At 57.2% G+C, this 17353-nt stretch carries 15 protein-coding genes; 10 read left to right on the top strand and 5 right to left on the bottom strand.

Annotated elements, in window-relative coordinates; all coding sequences use genetic code 11:
* The first annotated feature begins 27 nt into the window (after nt 1–27).
* Entirely contained in the window at nt 28–975 is a 948-nt protein-coding gene (locus tag VHE34_RS15185) for an AraC family transcriptional regulator (RefSeq protein ID WP_325589387.1), read from the top strand.
* Between the two features lie 25 nt (nt 976–1000).
* Here the strand turns inward: VHE34_RS15185 and VHE34_RS15180 are convergent, their stop codons facing one another.
* The gene (locus VHE34_RS15180; RefSeq protein WP_325589386.1) at nt 1001–1189 is read right to left on the bottom strand and encodes a hypothetical protein; all 189 of its coding nucleotides are present in this window, start codon (nt 1187–1189) and stop codon (nt 1001–1003) included.
* Nucleotides 1190–1378: 189 nt separating this feature from the next.
* Nucleotides 1379–1666, bottom strand: a complete 288-nt coding sequence (locus VHE34_RS15175) for a two-component regulator propeller domain-containing protein (protein ID WP_325589384.1) — start codon at nt 1664–1666, stop codon at nt 1379–1381.
* Between the two features lie 382 nt (nt 1667–2048).
* Here VHE34_RS15175 and VHE34_RS15170 point away from each other — a divergent pair, with 382 nt between their 5' ends.
* From VHE34_RS15170 to VHE34_RS15155, 4 genes are read left to right on the top strand one after another with little or no spacing between them, the layout of a single operon-like run.
* Nucleotides 2049–2327 carry a hypothetical protein gene (locus VHE34_RS15170; protein WP_325589382.1) on the top strand — a complete coding sequence of 93 codons (279 nt, stop codon included), beginning with the start codon at nt 2049–2051 and terminating at the stop codon, nt 2325–2327.
* Nucleotides 2328–2360: 33 nt separating this feature from the next.
* Entirely contained in the window at nt 2361–2744 is a 384-nt protein-coding gene (locus tag VHE34_RS15165) for a hypothetical protein (protein ID WP_325589380.1), read from the top strand.
* A 57-nt stretch (nt 2745–2801) separates the two neighbouring features.
* Entirely contained in the window at nt 2802–3791 is a 990-nt protein-coding gene (locus tag VHE34_RS15160; RefSeq protein ID WP_325589378.1) for a murein L,D-transpeptidase catalytic domain family protein, read from the top strand.
* Nucleotides 3792–3805: 14 nt separating this feature from the next.
* The gene (locus VHE34_RS15155) at nt 3806–3958 is read left to right on the top strand and encodes a hypothetical protein (protein ID WP_325589376.1); all 153 of its coding nucleotides are present in this window, start codon (nt 3806–3808) and stop codon (nt 3956–3958) included.
* Here VHE34_RS15155 and VHE34_RS15150 read toward each other — a convergent pair.
* Together VHE34_RS15150 and VHE34_RS15145 are read right to left on the bottom strand one after the other, a co-directional pair.
* Nucleotides 3953–7081, bottom strand: coding sequence for a sensor histidine kinase (locus tag VHE34_RS15150; RefSeq protein WP_325589374.1), 3129 nt, complete (start codon nt 7079–7081; stop codon nt 3953–3955). The two genes, VHE34_RS15155 and VHE34_RS15150, sit on opposite strands and share 6 nt — an antisense overlap.
* Nucleotides 7068–7679 carry a response regulator transcription factor gene (locus VHE34_RS15145; RefSeq protein WP_325589372.1) on the bottom strand — a complete coding sequence of 204 codons (612 nt, stop codon included), beginning with the start codon at nt 7677–7679 and terminating at the stop codon, nt 7068–7070. Before VHE34_RS15145 ends, VHE34_RS15150 begins: the two co-directional genes overlap by 14 nt.
* Nucleotides 7680–7876: 197 nt before the next feature.
* Between VHE34_RS15145 and VHE34_RS15140 the strand changes: the two genes are divergently transcribed.
* Nucleotides 7877–8215 (top strand): hypothetical protein, encoded by a 339-nt coding sequence (locus VHE34_RS15140; protein WP_325589370.1) that lies wholly within the window; start codon nt 7877–7879, stop codon nt 8213–8215.
* A gap of 30 nt (nt 8216–8245) precedes the next feature.
* Entirely contained in the window at nt 8246–9508 is a 1263-nt protein-coding gene (locus tag VHE34_RS15135) for a GNAT family N-acetyltransferase (protein WP_325589368.1), read from the top strand.
* Nucleotides 9509–9531: 23 nt separating this feature from the next.
* On the opposite strand, the gene VHE34_RS15130 is transcribed toward VHE34_RS15135, so the two are convergent.
* The gene (locus VHE34_RS15130; RefSeq protein ID WP_325589366.1) at nt 9532–10350 is read right to left on the bottom strand and encodes a ThuA domain-containing protein; all 819 of its coding nucleotides are present in this window, start codon (nt 10348–10350) and stop codon (nt 9532–9534) included.
* Between the two features lie 72 nt (nt 10351–10422).
* Between VHE34_RS15130 and VHE34_RS15125 the strand changes: the two genes are divergently transcribed.
* From VHE34_RS15125 to VHE34_RS15115, 3 genes are read left to right on the top strand one after another with little or no spacing between them, the layout of a single operon-like run.
* Nucleotides 10423–13545 carry a WD40/YVTN/BNR-like repeat-containing protein gene (locus VHE34_RS15125; RefSeq protein WP_325589364.1) on the top strand — a complete coding sequence of 1041 codons (3123 nt, stop codon included), beginning with the start codon at nt 10423–10425 and terminating at the stop codon, nt 13543–13545.
* Nucleotides 13542–16673, top strand: a complete 3132-nt coding sequence (locus VHE34_RS15120) for a VPS10 domain-containing protein (RefSeq protein WP_325589362.1) — start codon at nt 13542–13544, stop codon at nt 16671–16673. The genes VHE34_RS15125 and VHE34_RS15120 overlap by 4 nt, the downstream gene beginning before the upstream one ends.
* Nucleotides 16663–17253, top strand: a complete 591-nt coding sequence (locus VHE34_RS15115) for a ferric reductase-like transmembrane domain-containing protein (RefSeq protein ID WP_325589360.1) — start codon at nt 16663–16665, stop codon at nt 17251–17253. The genes VHE34_RS15120 and VHE34_RS15115 overlap by 11 nt, the downstream gene beginning before the upstream one ends.
* The last annotated feature ends 100 nt before the right edge of the window (nt 17254–17353 follow it).

The raw sequence follows: 17353 nt of genomic DNA, 5'->3' as shown, positions 1-17353 counted from the left end.
TCACTCTAACCCCGCAATACAATGACTATGAAATTCCAGGATCCTGAACAGGAGCAGCCCATGAAGGCCCTGCAGGTATTGTCCTTACCGGTTGGCCTTCGGGCCGCCGTTCTGAAAGCCACGGTAGACCGGCAGGACATCCCTCTTCCGGACTTCCACGAGGAAGGCTACGTGATCAGCTTTATCAACTTCAAAGGTGATGTCCGTATCGCGACCGGCCACCGGCCCGGCGACAAGGAACAGCCCGCCAGCCCCGGACTGGGCCTGATCAGTGCTGCCGGGAAACGCATGAGCTTCCGTACCGGCGCTTCGGTTTCCTTTGCCGCCCTTGTCCTGTTCGTTCCAAAAGGCTGGGTGCCCCATTTCCTGGGCGCCAATACTCCCTTCCGCAAGCTCGAGCAGGAGCTGGAAGAGGGAGCCAATATCATCACCTGCCGCCTCGGACGGAGACAGCTTTCCCAGCTCTCTTCGGCGCTGAACACGGCCGGTGAAAGGTCTTCCGGGTCCAACACAGCCGGCGAAGAGCCGCTTTCCCTGCTGGATCTGCAAAACAGCGCTCTCGCCCTGCTGGAATATTTCCTGTGCAACCGCCACCGGAGCCTGCTGGGCGTCAGCCCGACGTCCGATATCGAGAACGAGGACGACCTGAGCCTGATCCGTGAAGTGGAATCCTATATTTCGGAATACTATTGCTCCGATACTTTTACGGTCGACTCCATTTTGAAAAAGACCTACACCAGTTATCACCGGCTGAACTTTCTCTTCAAGTCCATCCATGGCATGACCATTTCGGAATATATCCGGAACAAGCGGATCGAGAAGTCAAAGGAAATGATTGCCGACAACGTCAAATCCATCAGCCAGATCGCCTATGAGATAGGGTATTCCAGCATCAGCAACTATATATTGGCGTTCAAGAAAGTATACCAGATAACGCCGGGCAAGTACAAGAAACAGATCGATAGCCTGGCGTGACGCCATGGGAACGCCTGTGGCGTTCTTATCCGGGCAGGTCCAGCGGAATACGGAGCGTCACCGTCGTGCCCGATCCGTGGCCGGTGTCCACCGACAGTGTGCCGTCGAGGTGCCGGGTGAGATCGACGATGAACTGGTGACCCAGCTGGCTCCCGCTTTTCAGATTGTCCAGGTTCCCCTCGCCCCGGAAGGCCGCGGCCTGTTCCGGGCTCATGCCCCGGCCCGAGATTATTCCGGTTACCGAAATAGGGACAGGAAACCTCCAGCAGGAGGCTGTTATAACCGGCGGGTAGCCGGACCGTATCCGCCGTGGGTTCGCAGGAGTAGAGACGGTAAGACCGGCCCTCCATTCCCGGCATGCGCGCGGGGCCGGCGATCCGGTTCCCACTGCTGTAAACTGTGCTTAGGGAATCCCGGTGGAGGGCCGCTTTGTGGCGGACGTGTTGATCGGGCGCAGGGATCGATCGTTATCGCCCCTATAACAATAGAGATGATGATCCTGCGTTTGAAAATACAACGATCCATTTGCATTCTTGCCGAGCGCAACGATGTTGGATTCCATTACCGGCTTGTCATCGGGATAGTAAAGTTGGAAGCTGCTTCCATTGAATCTCACCAGCCCCGCCTGCGAAGCGAGCCACAGATAGCCATCCTTATCGAACAGCAGATCGCTGATGCTGTTCTGGGGCAAACCGTTCTCATCGGTAAAGTGCTGGACGGAATAACCGTTGACCGTTTCGGGTTGACATAGGACAGACTTGACGGTAAGGAAAAGAAGAGCAACGATTGAACTCTTGATAAACTTGTTTATAATGCCTTAACCTTGAACAATAAAAATAATATAAACGGGTGATTATCCGTTCCGTTGTCCTATTGCGTGTCCGTTTTTATAAAAATGAGTAAGGGCCGGTGGCGAGGCAGGGTACATTTATAGAACTAAATTCAGTACCCTATGCACAAGTATTACCCAACCGGCGGATCACGCCTTCCCACACGTTCGTTGCCAGGTCGATAGCTGCACCCAGATCATTTTCATTTTCAGGTATCCTATTGTTCAACAAAATGATCCACGTATGCCCTATTTCGACCTCACCCTTAACATTTATATTCTCGGCTTGCTGATGATCGTCTCGTTTTTTCTCGGCACCCTGCCCCGTAAGAAGGAGCTGAGCAAAAAACAGCGGAAGATCATCGAGCTCGAGCGCGAATTGGTCTCTGCCTATGCCGAAGTGCTGGACAGTCAGCGGGAGTACATCCAGCTGGAAGCGAAAATGAAGGATATTACCAACCCCGTAATTCCGATGAAGAGCAACAAGCTGGAAGAGAACAATCGCCCGACCGGTACGGACTAAGGATACCCTGAAACCCTAATAAACTGTAGATCAATGTCGTACCCATTTTACCGCCCGGGAGGGATCTTCCTTTCCGGCATCGTCCTCCTACTTCTGGCAGGGGAGGCGCAAGCCGGCAATTTCGCCGGAAAAAAGACGTTATATAGCCGGGATACTGCCCTGACGAACCGAGCATCCGGAATTGTCCGGCATCAAAGGAATGGAGATATCGTTATCACGCCGCCGGCAGACGCTCTCGAGCGTTATCGCATCCGGTTCTTTGATGATAAGCAGTCCTTACTGTTCGAGATCCGCCAGATCCACGATCCCCTGCTGATCATTGAAAAATACAATTTCGGTCATGCCGGCCGGTTCGTGTACGAGTTGTACAGGGACAACGGCCTGGTCGAAAGAGTGAGTTTTAAAATTGACCCTTGATGAATCTTTACCCTATAACCGGGCGGACCGCGAGGCCCGCGCCAAAATCCAATTCCGATGCGTCTATTAACCAACCTGTTGTCTAAGGCCGCCTTATCCTCTATGATCCTTACGGCGCCCGCGATGATGTCGGGCACGACCCCGTCCGATGCGGGCTATAATTTGCGCCATAAGACTGGCGCCATTTCCTATTTCACGAGTTCCGTCATTAAAAAGTTTGTCGATCGTCCGACTGTCGTCGCGATGCGCGCCGTTCCGATAGCTGTGGACGCCCCTTATTCTGCTATTTCGTCTGTTGTCGCTTCGGCGACCGCCAGTGCCGCCGCTCCGGCGGCGGTGGCGACTATGGCCGTTCCGGCTGCTGCTGCTACTGCTGCCGCTACGGCTGCTGCTGCCGCTCCGGCTGCTTCCGCCGCGGATGCAAAGGCCGCCGAGCTGAAAATGGTGATCCGCCAGGCGGCGATGATCTATACCGCCATGGACCTGCAGGACTGCGGGCTCGATCCAAAAGCGTTCGAGTACGCCTGGCGCGGATATCATAACCTCGTCAAGAAAGGCCTCGTCCACAAGCGCGCCGTTCTTTCCATCTGCGACTTCAGCCAGTCTTCGCGGAACCGGCGGATGTACGTCATCGACGTACAGCATCGCAAGCTGTTGTACCGCACCTTTGTCGCTCACGGGCAGAACAGCGGGGACGAGTATGCCAGCGAATTCTCCAACGAACCCGACAGCTACAAGAGCAGCCTCGGCTTCTACATCACCCAGAAGACCTATGTCGGCCGCAATGGGCTTTCCCTGCGGCTGAACGGTGTAGACCCCGGCTATAACGATATGGCGATGAAAAGACAGATCGTCCTGCACGGGTCCTCCTATGCGTCCGAAAGATACATGGAGGACTATGGCAACCTGGGGACCAGCCTGGGATGCCCGGCCCTTCCCTCGGAATTCAGCGGCCGGATCATCCGGGCCGTGAAAGACGGCAGCTGCCTGTTCATCTATCACCCGACACAGCAATACCTGGACAATTCAACGGTCCTACACGGATAAAATTCATTTGAAAGATGCAGGAAGCAACGCGAACGATCATAGAAGACCCCGCAGAACTGAAGGAGCACCGGCCGCTGTCTCTTTCGGTAAGAGGTGGGATAGCGTTGCTGATCTGCTTTTTGGTCGGCGTTGCGGCTGCGGCGCTGCTGATCTATACAATGCTATGAGGGTATCCATACGGTTACAGTCGTTCCATGTTCCTTTTCGCTGCGGATATTCAGGCTGCCCCTGAGTATCTTCAGCAGGTCTTTGATGATCAGGTAGCCGAGCCCGTTCCCCTTCCGGTTGTCGACATTGGCCGACGAGATGATGATCTGGTCGGCCATTATATTGTTGATCTGGTCCTGGGTCATCCCGACGCCGGTGTCCTGGATCTGCAGGGCTATGCCGTCCCTGTTGCGAATGCTGCTGATGCGGATATAGCCTTCCGTCGTAAAGTTGATTCCATTGAGGATAAGGTTATACAGCACGATCTTTACCGGCTCAATATATTGATAGAGGACCCCACCTTCATCGACGCCATTGATGAGCCGCAGCTGTTTTTGACGGGCCAGGGCGTTGAAGATGCTGCAAAGCTGGCTCACCAGCTCATGGAGATCAAAGCTTTCCTTGGCCAGCCGCCGGTCCTCATTGCGGTATTTGATCCAATTGAGGATATTGGTCGAAAGCAGCTCCAGCTCCTTGGAGGTGGTCGCCATCTCGCCGATGGCTTCCTGTAGCAAATCCTCGGTGAGCTCTTCCTTCTTTTCGATCAGGTTCTTGCCGGTCAAATGCAAGAAGCGCAGCGGCGTCACCAGATCGTGGCTGATGATGGAGATCAGCCGGGTCTTGATGAGATCGGTCTTCTCCAGCTCTTCGTTCTTCGCCTGCAGCTCACGGGTCTTTTCGGCGATCTGTTTTTCGAGGTTGTTCTGCCGGACATGAAAACGCCGGGTCCGCCAGCGCACCAGGGTGATCACCAGCGCGCTGAGGAGACAAACGCCGAGCAGCCAGCTCCAGGGTTGCCGGTACCAGTGCGGCAGGATCGAGAAGCTGGTGACCGCCAGCTCGAGACGGGGGATGCCGAAACCGTTCATCTTCCGTACCATCAGGCTGTAATCCCCGTCGGGTAGATTGCTGAAATGCAGTTCCGGGCGATGGGTCCCATCCAGCGGTTCCCAGTCCTTCGACCAGGGTTCCAGCCGGTATTCGATGTGCTGGTTCTCCGGATTGGCCCAGGCGGGAAAAGCGAGGTTGAAGCTCAGGTTCCGGGTATTGGCGGGCAGCTGCGGCCTCACAAGGCTGGTCGTGTTGATCCGCTGACTGTCTGCCACGAACGAGTCAATGTAGATGGCCCCCCCGGGCAACGTGGGAATGGCGCCCCGGGGGTTGACCCAGACCAGCCCGTCCATCGACGGAAACGACAGGGTCGTGTCATTGAGGGCCAAAGCACAGGGCGTACAGCCTCCATTCAGTTCCGTCATCTCCATTCCTTCCTCCCGTCCATAGTAATGGTAATAGATCTCCTGGTCCGCATGGCCATACGCCGCGATCATGTCGTCGGGCCGGGCCCGGAAGAGGCCGTGATTGGTGCTGATCCAACAATAGCCCGAGCGATCGGGGACAAAGCAGTGGGCGTATTGCAGGTACCCTTTCTTGTCCAGTGGAATGGGCCGGATGGCATCTCCCCGGTAGAGCCAGATGCCGCGGCCATAGGTCCCCACAAAAAGATACCCTTTGTACATCCATAAGGCCCGGACGCAGATGCCGGGGATATGCAGGAGGGTGTCCAGCCGGTGCGTATGGACGTCGTAGCGGAACAGCCCGTTGCAGGTGGCGATCGCCAGCAGACCGGGACCCGTGGCGATCGTCGCAAAAGGAAAATTGCTGTTGATGTCGGCCTGGGGGTAGCGATAGGTATATTCCACCTTGTCGCCCTTCAATTCTCCGACGCCGATGGCGTTGGCGAGATAAAGCCGACCTTCCGATGCTGCAAAACCCGTGGTAATGGCCCCCGCGCCGGCAAAAACCGATTGCAACCGGTGGGTTCGGATGGAAAAGCCATAAAGGGTATCGTTGCTGCTGTACCAAAGGACGCTGTCGGGATCGGTATAAACGAAATTATTGAAGGTCCCCCGAAAAGCCAGCACGGAAGGATCGCTACCTCCTCCCAGCACATCGCCTTTATCGCTGAGAAAGGAGCCGGCAGGCAATGGCACCTGGCTGTAATAGGCGGTCGGCCGATCGGGCATTGCCGGTGCTTTTCTCACGGTCCTCACCTCGTTCTTCCGGATGATATAGATCCCCCTGGACTGGGTTCCCACGAACAACATACCCGTGGCGCTGTCGTACTTGAGAAAAGACAGAAGGCCTTCCCGCGGCAATGCCGTGCAGATCAGCCGGGACCGAAGCTTCCCGTCCGCATAGCCGAGCGCAAATACATTGCTGCCATCGACCAGCAGGGGTTCGCGCATCCCGTTGTCCCAGAAAAGGATCGGTTTGTGCGTCATCTTTTCCCATCCCTCGAGCGCCACAGGTGACTTGACGGGGTTATCGGGGTCCAGCTGGTAAAAGCCGTTCACGGGATGAAAGACGAAGAGTTTGTTTTGACAATAGAAGATCCGCGAAGCGGGAGCCAGCGTAGTGATGAATGCCGGTAACGGCAGCCCGGCCCGATAGTCATACAATGAGTCGTTGTGGGTCAGCAGGAGCCGGCTGTCGCTGAGCGGCACAAGCTGTTCGTGGTACCAGCTGAATCCAAAATCGGCGGGCGGTTGTTGCGAAGACTGACGGAACAGCTTTCCGGAGGCGACGAGCCCCGTCAGCTTGAAGGTCGACGACCGGACGTCTACCTTCACCTGGCCGACGAACTGCAGCTTATTCTGCATCACAAAGAACAGATCGCCGGTCTCGTCCGATGTATAGATGCGTCCATCCCGCGTGCGAAGCAGGAACAGCATGCGTTCGGAATACATCTCCGGCGAGCCGGCCCGGTTGAAAACGCGAAAATCGGCGCCGTTGTAGCGGGCGACGCCCGCTTCGGTGGCGATCCAGAGAAAGCCGGTCTTCTCGTCCCATTGCAGTCCCTTGATGCCGTTGGAGGGGAGGCCGTTGTCAGTAGAAAAGCGTTGGATTGAAAATGTCCGACCCGCTGTCTGGAAATTAGCGGGTCTCCCATTTTCCGCTAATGATGGGAGGCCTTCGGCCGGCGGACCCGTGGTCCGCCTATGATAATTACCAGGCTGGGCAGAGAGGAAGAGGGGGATTGCCAGCAGCCAGAAAGATAAACTCGTTATCTTAGTAATTAACATTATACAATGTAGCCAATTCCATCAATTCTTTCAGGTTTGTCGTGAGTGTTTTCTCGAAGATGCGATTCTTCACCGTAGAGACGGTATTCATCTTTACGTTCAGGGTTTCGGCGATCTCCTTTGTGCCCATCCCTTTCAGCACATAGTGGAGAATTTCCAGCTCGCGCGGGGCGAGGGCCGAGAAGGGGTTGTTGGGATGACGTCCTTCGGCGCTTTCCCTCGGCGCCTGTTCGTTCTGAAGGAACCGGCCCAACAGCCGGATGGTCTCTTCTTCGGGCGTCGTTTTCGGAAGATAATGTTCGATCCCGTATTGTCGCAAGGCCTTACCGTACACCTCGGCAGGTTGCATGGAAAAGACCATGACGCGCAACTCGGGATACAGCTTCCGGATAGCAGGAAGGATCTCCAGCGTGCTCCCATCGGACAAAATGATGTCCAATACCAGGTGGGAGTATCTTTTCTTACCGAGCTCTTTCATCAGCTCGCTGCAGCTCAGGACCTCGGACACTTCAGTAAAGCCCAGATGCAGCTGCAGCAGCAGCTTGAGACCCTTACGGATCATGCTGTGGTCATCGGCCAATAGTATCTGTGGTTGCATAAGAGTATACTCCTAACTCTTGTATCGATGCTAAATTGACGATTAAAAAATTTTCGCCTGTAGAATTAATTCTACTTTTCTATCTCGTAAAGCTATTAATATTGCCATATCCTTCAGCCATTGTTTTGACCTTCGCAAAAGACCTGTCCCTGCTGTTATCTGCCGAATAAAGGGCTTAAAACTATTAATTTATCGCTATGTCAGGTTTTCGATTAAAACTCAACGGGTTAAAAAATATTGGCTATGCTTCCTCGCTTCAGCAGCATTTGCCTTTCAACAAAAACCTCGAGCTGGAGTATTTCTTCGACCGGCGATGGAGTCTTGTAAACGTTCAGCCGATATTGATCAACGCGATCGTGATCTTTTTGGTCAGCTTCCCCGAAGGCGAGGCCGAACCGATGGCGCTGGTGTACAACAAGAAGGAGGCCTGGGCGGATATCGAGAAGGAATCGACGGGGCTGACGGAAGCCGTCGGCGTGGCTATCGAGAACCATTATTCCGAAAGATATCTTCGGGATATCCACCTCTTGAATTGACCCTACCCATTTTTTTCTTATTTTCCCATTATGTTATCGCAAGACGATGCCAGCCCCGTACAGCTGGAACGGGCTGCCGCCGTAAACCATACCTCGCTGTTCAGGCAGGAGGCTGAAGCGCTCGGCGGCAGTTATGTGACGAGGGGAGAATTGTCCTGGACCAGTGGGACCCCATATAGTCCTTCGATGGTTCCTTTTCCGGAGCTTGGGCCGCAACAGGCCGGTTCGCGGCTGGACGAGCTGATCGATTTTTATCTGAAGCATCCGCCAAAGGGTGCGGGCTGCTGGTCGCTCGATCCCACGCGGCCTGCCGATCTGGGTGCACTTCTGCTGGCCCGCGGATTTCAGCCCGGCTGGCGTCCGCGGTGGATGGGGTTGGATCTTCTCCGGGTACAAACCCATCATCCTTTCCCAAAAGGACTCGATATCGATATCGACAACCTGATCTCCCTCGATTCTATCAAGGGCCTTCCCTATGCACAGGTGGTGATCCCTTCCGCCCAGAAGGCCGAGTTGCCGGGACAATGGACACGTTTCATCGCCCGGTGGAAGGGGAAGATCGTCGCGCATAGCATCGTCTTTCTTTCCACGGGACCCTATGGCGCCGCCGGCATCTATCATGTCGGGGTGGTTCCCCGTGCCCGGCGCCTCGGGATCGGCAAAGCGGTCACCCTGGCGGCCTGCCTCCACGCCCGCGACAAAGGATACCGCTATGCCGTGCTGAACTCCACCGACGCCGGCCGTCGCACCTATGAACGCCTGGGTTTCGTCACCGTGGGAGAGGGGCACACCTGGTGGCTGCTCACCGAACGCCTGCTGGCGCATCCTCCTTCCCCGCGGGAAGTGCGGCTTGCCGAAGCCGTTGCCCGTGGTGACCGCGAAACCCTCGATCAGCTGCGGCATGAACCGGCCGATCTCAACCGGCCGATCACCAATGGAATGACACTGATGGAGCTTGCCGTGCATTGCCGCCGGCCGGAGGCGGCCGAATGGCTGGTGACGGGTGGCGCGGCTTGTTCGATATTGGACGCCTGGGACCTGGACTGGAAGGATCGGGCGCGGCAGCTGGTGGCCGATGATCCCTCGCTGGTCGACCGGCTGTATGGAGAATGGAATAAGACGCTGCTGCATTTTGCCGCCGAACGCAATGATGAAGAATTGGCCCGGCTGGCGCTCTCGGCCGATGCCGATCTGCAGCTGAAAGATAAGGTCTACCAGAGTACTGCGCTTGGCTGGGCGCAGCACTTCGGTCATCATACGATCGCGGAGCTGATCGAGACCCACCGGCGGTGATGATATCGGATAGGCTACCGGCGTCAATGGCTACCGCGACCCAGCCAGAGCAGGCTGTTCAAGATGAGCTTGTCCTCTGCGGCGTTGGCCAGCGTGAAAGAAAGCTCCTTATTGGTCTTATGCTCGTAATCAATGTCGTTATGCCCCATATTGAAATACACCATCCGGTATTTCTTGTTGGTCCACACAACGGGATAATACCCGCTATGCCAGATCTCCGAGGGCTTGGGCCCCGTGCCCAGGGGAAAACTGGATGAATCGATCGCCAGCAGGATATCGATATCCGCATCCTGGCGCAGGTCCTTCGACCAGCGGTACCATTCGTTCGGAGCGGTGGCGAAACGCGCGGGAAGGCGCCGGGTCACGGGATGACGCTTGTCTTCCACCCGGAGGATCGCCGATGTGGGACGCCAGGTGTTGCTGACATAGGAGCCGGCGCCGATGAACTGGTTATGATACCAGTCCCAGTTCTGCGGCACCCCGGAAGGGGTGAGCGCAAAGGCCACGAAATGGAATCCCATCCAACCCCCGCCCTGTTCCATATACCGGCGGAAGGCCGCGCGTTGCGCCGAGTCCTCGGGCCGGGTGTCGAGGAACAGCACCACCTGGTATTGGGAGAGGAAAGCAAGCGTCATCTTGCTCCAATCGTTGGTGGAGTCGTATTCGAATCCATATTTCTTCGCCATTTCCGGGAACCAGCGGTTGGCCTCATGGACGAAGCTGATATGCGCGGCATCGTTTTTCGCTGTATAAAAGGCGATGACGCGGAAATGCGGCGGCTTCGCCGCTACATCAAGGGAAGAAAGAAACATCCATCCCAGTAACAGGAGTGTCGATTTCATGATAAGGTTAAAATTAGTGAATCATATTCAGCGATTTGTTGTTAATTTCCTCCCTTTATAACTATACTGCACATGAAAAAACGGCTTACCTGCCTTTACGTGGGCATTTTCTACTTTCTTTCTTTTCCGGCCTCACAGGCCCAAACGCCGGATACGGCCTTATTCAATAATCTTCGTTGGCGGATGATCGGCCCGCATCGTGGCGGCCGCACGGTCGGCGGCTGTGGGGTGCCGCAGCAGCCCAATGTCTTCTATATCGGCGTCAACAACGGTGGCGTTTGGAAGACCAACGACTTTGGCCGCACGTGGAACCCGATCTTCGATTCCCAGCCAACGGGCAGCGTCGGTGACGTGGCGGTGGCGCCTTCGGACCCAAACATCGTCTATGTCGCCAGCGGCGAAGGCATCCAACGTCCCGATCTTTCCGTCGGCGACGGCATCTATCGATCCAACGATGCGGGTAAGACCTGGACGCATCTCGGCCTGGCGGCCGGGCAGCAGATGGGTGGGCTTGCCATCGATCCGCACGATCCCAACCGGGTCTTCGTGGCGGTGCTGGGCCATCCCTACGGGCCCAACCCCGAACGGGGCGTCTATCGCAGTACGGACGGCGGGCAACACTGGGAGAAGGTGCTCTATAAGGATGAGAACACCGGCGCTGTACAGGTGACCATCGACCCGGTGAACCCGCAGGTCGTCTACGCCGACCTCTGGGCAGGCCGGCAGGGCCCCTGGGAGAACGGCGCCTGGAATGGACCCAACAGCGGGCTTTTCAAAAGCACTGACGGCGGCGGCACCTGGCATCAGCTGACACAGGGATTGCCAACCCCAGCGCAGGGTCTCAGCCGCATCGGCTTTTGCATCGCGCCTTCCGATCCGACGCGGCTTTACGCCACCGTCGAAGCGGGCGCCAACGGCGGTATTTATCGCAGCGACGATGCCGGCGAATCCTGGAAGAAGACGACCGGCGATCAACGGTTCTGGGGCCGCGGCGACGACTTCGCCGAAGTCAAGGCCGATCCGAAGAATAAGGACATCGTATATACGGCCGACGTTGTTGTTTGGAAATCCACCGATGGCGGCGGCAGCTGGAATGCCTACCGCGGCGCCCCTGGCGGCGACGACTACCACCGCATCTGGATCAACCCCGACTATCCCAATATCCTGCTCATCGCCTGCGACCAGGGCGCCATTGTTACGGTCAACGGCGGGGAGACCTTTTCGTCCTGGTACAATCAACCTACGGCACAGTTTTACCATGTCAGCACCGACAATGCGTTTCCGTATAATGTCTATGGAGGTCAACAGGAGAGCGGTTCCGTCGGCATCGCATCCCGCGGCAATGACGGCCAGGTGACCTTCCGGGAATGGCATCCCGTGGCCGTGGAAGAATACGGTTATGTCGCGGCCGACCCGCTGGACCCCGATATCATCTACGGTGGCAAGATCACCCGCTATGACAAACGCACCGGACAGGTTCAGAATATCGCGCCGGAAGCGGTGCGGAGTGGAAAGTATCGCTTTCTCCGGACGGCTCCCGTACTTTTCTCGCCCACCGATCCGCATACGCTCTATTTCGCGGGGAATGTTCTTTTCAAGACCAGCAATGGAGGGCATTCCTGGCGGGTGATCAGTCCCGATCTCAGCCGCGACAAATGGGATATCCCCGCAAGTGTCGGCGTGTACAATACCGATGCGTTGAAGAAGATGCCTCGCCGCGGTGTCATCTATACCGTCGCACCTTCGCCTGTCGATGGAATGACCATCTGGGCGGGCACCGACGACGGGCTGATCCATCTTACAAAAGATGGCGGCAAGACGTGGAACAATGTGACGCCGCCGGGTATTGCCGATTGGACCAAGATCAGTCTCATCGATGCCGGCCATTTCGACGCCGGTACGGCCTATGCGGCGGTGAACGGCATCCGGATCGACGATATGCATCCGCATATATTCAGGACCCATGACGGCGGCAAGACCTGGACGGCGATCACGGGCGGCTTACCCGATGACCCCATCAACGTCGTCCGGGAAGACCCGCATCATAAAGGCTTACTGCTGGCCGGTTCCGAACGCTGTGTCTATGTCTCGTTCGACGACGGCGACCATTGGCAATCCCTGCGGCTGAACATGCCCGCTACCTCTATCCGCGACCTGGTCTTCAAGGATGCCGATGTCGTGGTTGGGACGCATGGCCGGTCGTTCTGGATCCTCGATGACATCGCCCCGCTGCGGCAGCTTGCCGCGGCAAAGGCCGATAACGTGCTCTACAAACCCGAGCCGGCTATCCGTGTCCGTTGGGATATGAACACCGACACCCCGCTGCCGCAGGAAGAACCCGCGGGTGAGAATCCCCCCGACGGTGCGATCATCGATTATTATCTGAAGAACAACTCCAGCTCACCGGTGACGCTGGACATCCTCGACGCGATGGGCAAACCCGTTAGACATTATTCCAGCGCCGATACGCCGTATACGGTGCCCGACGTGAATATCCCGACCTATTGGATCCGGCCGCAGCAGATACTGTCTGCAAAGGCCGGCGCACACCGTTTCCTCTGGGACCTGCACTATCAGCCTCTGAATGTGCCGGCGTCGTATCCCATCAGCGCCATCTACGCCAATACCGCTCCCAGCGCCACGTCTCCCTGGGTTTTGCCCGGGACCTACACTATAAGACTTTCCGCTAACGGTATGAGCTATACGCAGCCGTTGACGGTCCGGATGGACCCGCGGGTGAAGACGCCGCCGGCGGCCCTCGCTTTGCAGCACAGCCTGGCGCTGGAAGCCTATCGTGGGAGACAGCGGGCAATGACGGCCGTGGAAAAGCTGCGCCGGCTTCGCGCTCATATCGCAACGGCGCAAAGCTCCGCCACCGGCGACCGGCTGACGGCGCTTCAAAAGCTGGACGCGGATGCTGCGGCACTGGAAGGCAATGCCCGCCGGGGCAGGGGGATGGCGTCTTCGATGGGCGGCCCTTCGAGAGGAGGTGCGGCAGCAGAGAACGCGCTCCGCAGTTACTCGCAATTGCAAAATGATTACGCGACCCTTTTCGGCATCCTCGAAGAGGCCGATATGGAGCCTACCACCCAGGTGCAAACCTCTATGCAGGAAACCACTACCGCCGCGCGTGCAGCGGGCGTGGCCCTCTCGAAACTCGAAAAAGAAGCTATCGCCTTAAACGTTTTATTATGAACCTCCGATCCACATTCTTGTTTCTTTTTTTTCCGGCTCTTTGCATTGCCCAAAAAAAGCAGCCCGCCACTCCTGACTCCGCCTTTTACGCGCCGCTCAAATACCGGCTTATCGGCCCCTTTCGCGGCGGCCGCGCCGATGCCGTTTCGGGCAGCCTGACCAATAAACACTGCTTCTACTTCGGCGCCACGGGCGGCGGTCTCTGGAAGACCACCGACGGCGGAAGCAACTGGAAGAATGTCTCAGACGGTTGGTTCGGCGGCGGCGTCGGCGCCGTAGCCGTAGCTCCTTCCGACGAGACGATCGTCTATGCGGGCCAGGGCGAGAGCACGCTCCGCAGCAATGTCTCCGAAGACCTTGGCGGCATCTGGCGCAGCGACAATGGCGGCAGGAGCTGGCGCAACCTCGGGCTGAAGGACAGCCGTCATATCGCCCGCATCGTCGTGCATCCCAAAGATCCCGATATCGCCTGGGTCGCCGTGCTGGGCCATCTCTTCGGGCCCAATACCGAGCGGGGCGTTTATAAAACGAGCGATGGCGGCAAGAGCTGGAGAAGAGTGCTCTTCGTCAACGACCAGACAGGCTGCTCCGACGTCGTGATGGAGCCGGGGAACCCCTCCGTACTGTATGCAGGGATGTGGCATGTCAAACGCACACCGTACAGTATGGAGAGCGGGGGAGAGGGCAGCGGTCTTTACAAAAGCACCGATGGCGGAGAAACCTGGACCGAACTGTCGAAGAAGAAGGGCTTGCCCAAGGGAGTCTGGGGTGTGGTCAATGTCGCGGTATCCGCCACCAATCCCGATAAGGTGTTTGCGATGATCGAGAATGCGCAAGGCGGCCTCTTTGTCAGCACCGACAAGGGCGAGAGTTGGTCAAAGCTCAACAGCGAGAACGAGATCCGGCAGCGTGCCTGGTATTATAACCGGGTCTATGTCGACCCTACGAACGAGAATACCGTCTATGTCCTCAACGTCGAGTTTATGCGCAGCCTCGACGGCGGCAAGACCTTTTCCCGGGTGCAATCTCCGCATAGCGATCACCACGATCTGTGGATCGATCCGATGGATGGACACCGCCTCATCCTCGCCGATGACGGTGGCGCGCAGGTGAGCTATAACGGCGGGGCCGACTGGAGTTCGGTGGAGAACCAGCCTACCGCGCAGATCTACCGCGTCTCGACCGACAATGCCTTCCCTTACCGTATACTCGGCGCGCAGCAGGACAATTCCAGCCTGCGGATCAAGAGCCGGACGACGGGATCGGCGATCACCGAACGGGATTGGGAACCAACGGCGGGCTTTGAAAGCGGGTATATCGTCGCCGATCCGCTCAACCCCGATATCGTCTATGGCGGCAACTACGATGGCTATCTCGGCCGGCTGGATCATCACACCGGTGAGAACCGCGCGATCGATGTATGGCCCGACAACCCGACGGGTTCAGGCGCCGACTCGCTCCGGTTCCGTTTTCAGTGGAACTACCCCATCTTCTTCTCCCCCCATAACCCGCATCGGCTGTATTGCGCCGGCAACCAGCTGTTCATGACGGAGAACGAGGGGCAGAGCTGGACCGCGATCAGCCCCGACCTGACGACGAACGATAAATCGAAACAGGGCCCCAGCGGAGGTCCGATCACGAAGGACAATACTTCGGCCGAATATTACTGTACCATTTTTACCGCCACCGAATCGCCGCTCGAAAAGGACCTCCTATACACCGGCAGCGACGACGGGCTTGTACACGTGAGCCGTGACGGCGGCGGCCATTGGGACAACATCACCCCACCCACGGCGGGGAAATGGACATTGTGGAATTGTATCGAGACCGATCCCTTCAAAAAAGGGACGGCGTGGATCGTCGGCACCCGTTTCCGGCTAGACGACTACACTCCCTATATCTTCCGGACGGATGACTACGGCAAGACATGGAAGCTGGTCACGAAGGGCATCGACCCCATGCATTTTGCGCGGGTGGTCCGCGCCGACCGTCGCCGGCCAGGCCTGCTTTATGCGGGAACGGAATATGGAATGTACATCAGCTATGACGGCGGCGACAACTGGTCCCCGTTCCAGCTGAACCTGCCCATCGTTCCCATCACCGACATGACCATCAAGGACGACAATCTCATCATAGCCACCCAGGGCCGCGCCTTCTGGGTCCTCGACGACCTGAGCCTTCCCGAGCAGCATGAGCCGGAGGGGATGCAGCAACGCCTGCATGTCTTCCATACGAGTGAGGCCTTCCGGATGCCCGGTGGCGGCGGGCGGCGGAATCGCGAAGGTGCCGGCCGGAATGTGGGACAGAACCCACCCAATGGGGTCGTCTTCCACTATTGGCTGAAGGATGCACCCGACTCGCCGAACGTGTCGATCACGATCTATGATAAGCAGCATCAGCCGATCCGCACCTTCAGCACAAAGACAAAGGATGCGGACACCCGCCTCGAGTGCAGCAACGGGATGAACAGTTTCGTCTGGGATATGTTCTATGCACCCGCGGAGAAGATCCCGGGCATGTTGTTATGGACCGGTGGCGCGGGCGCGCCCAAGGCCGCTCCCGGGAAATATACGGCAAGGTTCCGTTATGGCGCCGACTCGGCAGACGTGGCGTTTACCATCAAGGGCGATCCCAACTCCACGATGACGGAAGCGGACTATGACGCGCAGGTGGGGTTCCTGCTTGACGTTCGCAATAAATACAATGACGTTCAGAAGGCGATCCTCCGGCTCCGCGACCTTCGGAAGCAGCTGCAGGAGTTGAACGGACGGCTGGACAGCACGGAACGGCCGCTACGGAAGCTGTCGGATAGTCTTAGCCGTGAGCTGACCTCGATCGAAGAGGCGTTATACCAGACCAAATCGAAGAGCGCGCAGGATATGCTCAACTACCCGATCCGGATCAACGATAAGCTGTCCGGCGTCTATGGCATCGCCTCGGGTGGGAATGCCGTTCCGAGCAAGCAGGTGCGGGAGGTCTTCGAGAACCTGCGCGTGCAGGCCGACCGGCAGCTGGCGCGGTTGAAAGATGTGGAGCGGTCGGGATTGCCGGCGATCAATAAAATGATCTTTGAAAAACAGATCCCGGTGATCCAGGCAAAACAAAAGGAAAAAAACGATGGAGAATAATTGGCTTGACCTTTCATCGACCCTGGGCCTTATCGCCACGGGTGTGCTGACCTTTAATTTCCTGCTGGGCATCCTGCTCAGCACGGCCTATCGCCGGAGTCTGCTGTGGAAGCGGTTGCCGGAGTGGGTGAAGAAGGTGAGCCTCGATGAGGTCCACAACTGGACCGCTTATGTGGCATTGGTCTTTGCGCTCGCCCACCCGGTGCTGCTGCTCCCGGATGCGACGCTGAAATATAAACTTGCGGATATCTTGTTGCCGGTGAACGCGCCGCACCAGGCTTTCTGGACCGTGCCGGGAACGCTGGCGCTGTATGCGCTGATCATTGTCATCATAACGACGCAAAAAGTGGTGAAGAATCGTCTTGGTTTCCGGGCCTGGAAGAATATTCACCTGATCTCTTATGGTACGGCGTTGCTGTTTGTGGTCCACGGCATCGTGATGGACCCGCTATTGAAGGACCGGCCGATCGATTGGCTCGATGGTGAGAAGCTGGTATCCGAGCTCTGCGGGCTGGCGCTGGTCGTGGCTACGGTTGTCCGCTGGCGCTATTATATGCGCCGCCAACGGCGCATAGCCTGACCGGAGCCGCTGGAAGCGGCTCGTCCGAAGGACAAAAATTAGCGGATTGCTCAAAATGCCCTATATTTTCTAATGGGCATTTTGGGCAAATTTTAACCAA

The organism is Puia sp. (assembly GCF_035546395.1).
Taxonomy (GTDB): domain Bacteria; phylum Bacteroidota; class Bacteroidia; order Chitinophagales; family Chitinophagaceae; genus Puia.
Note: the sequence above shows the minus strand (reverse complement) of the source record. Positions and strands in the feature narration are given on the sequence as shown.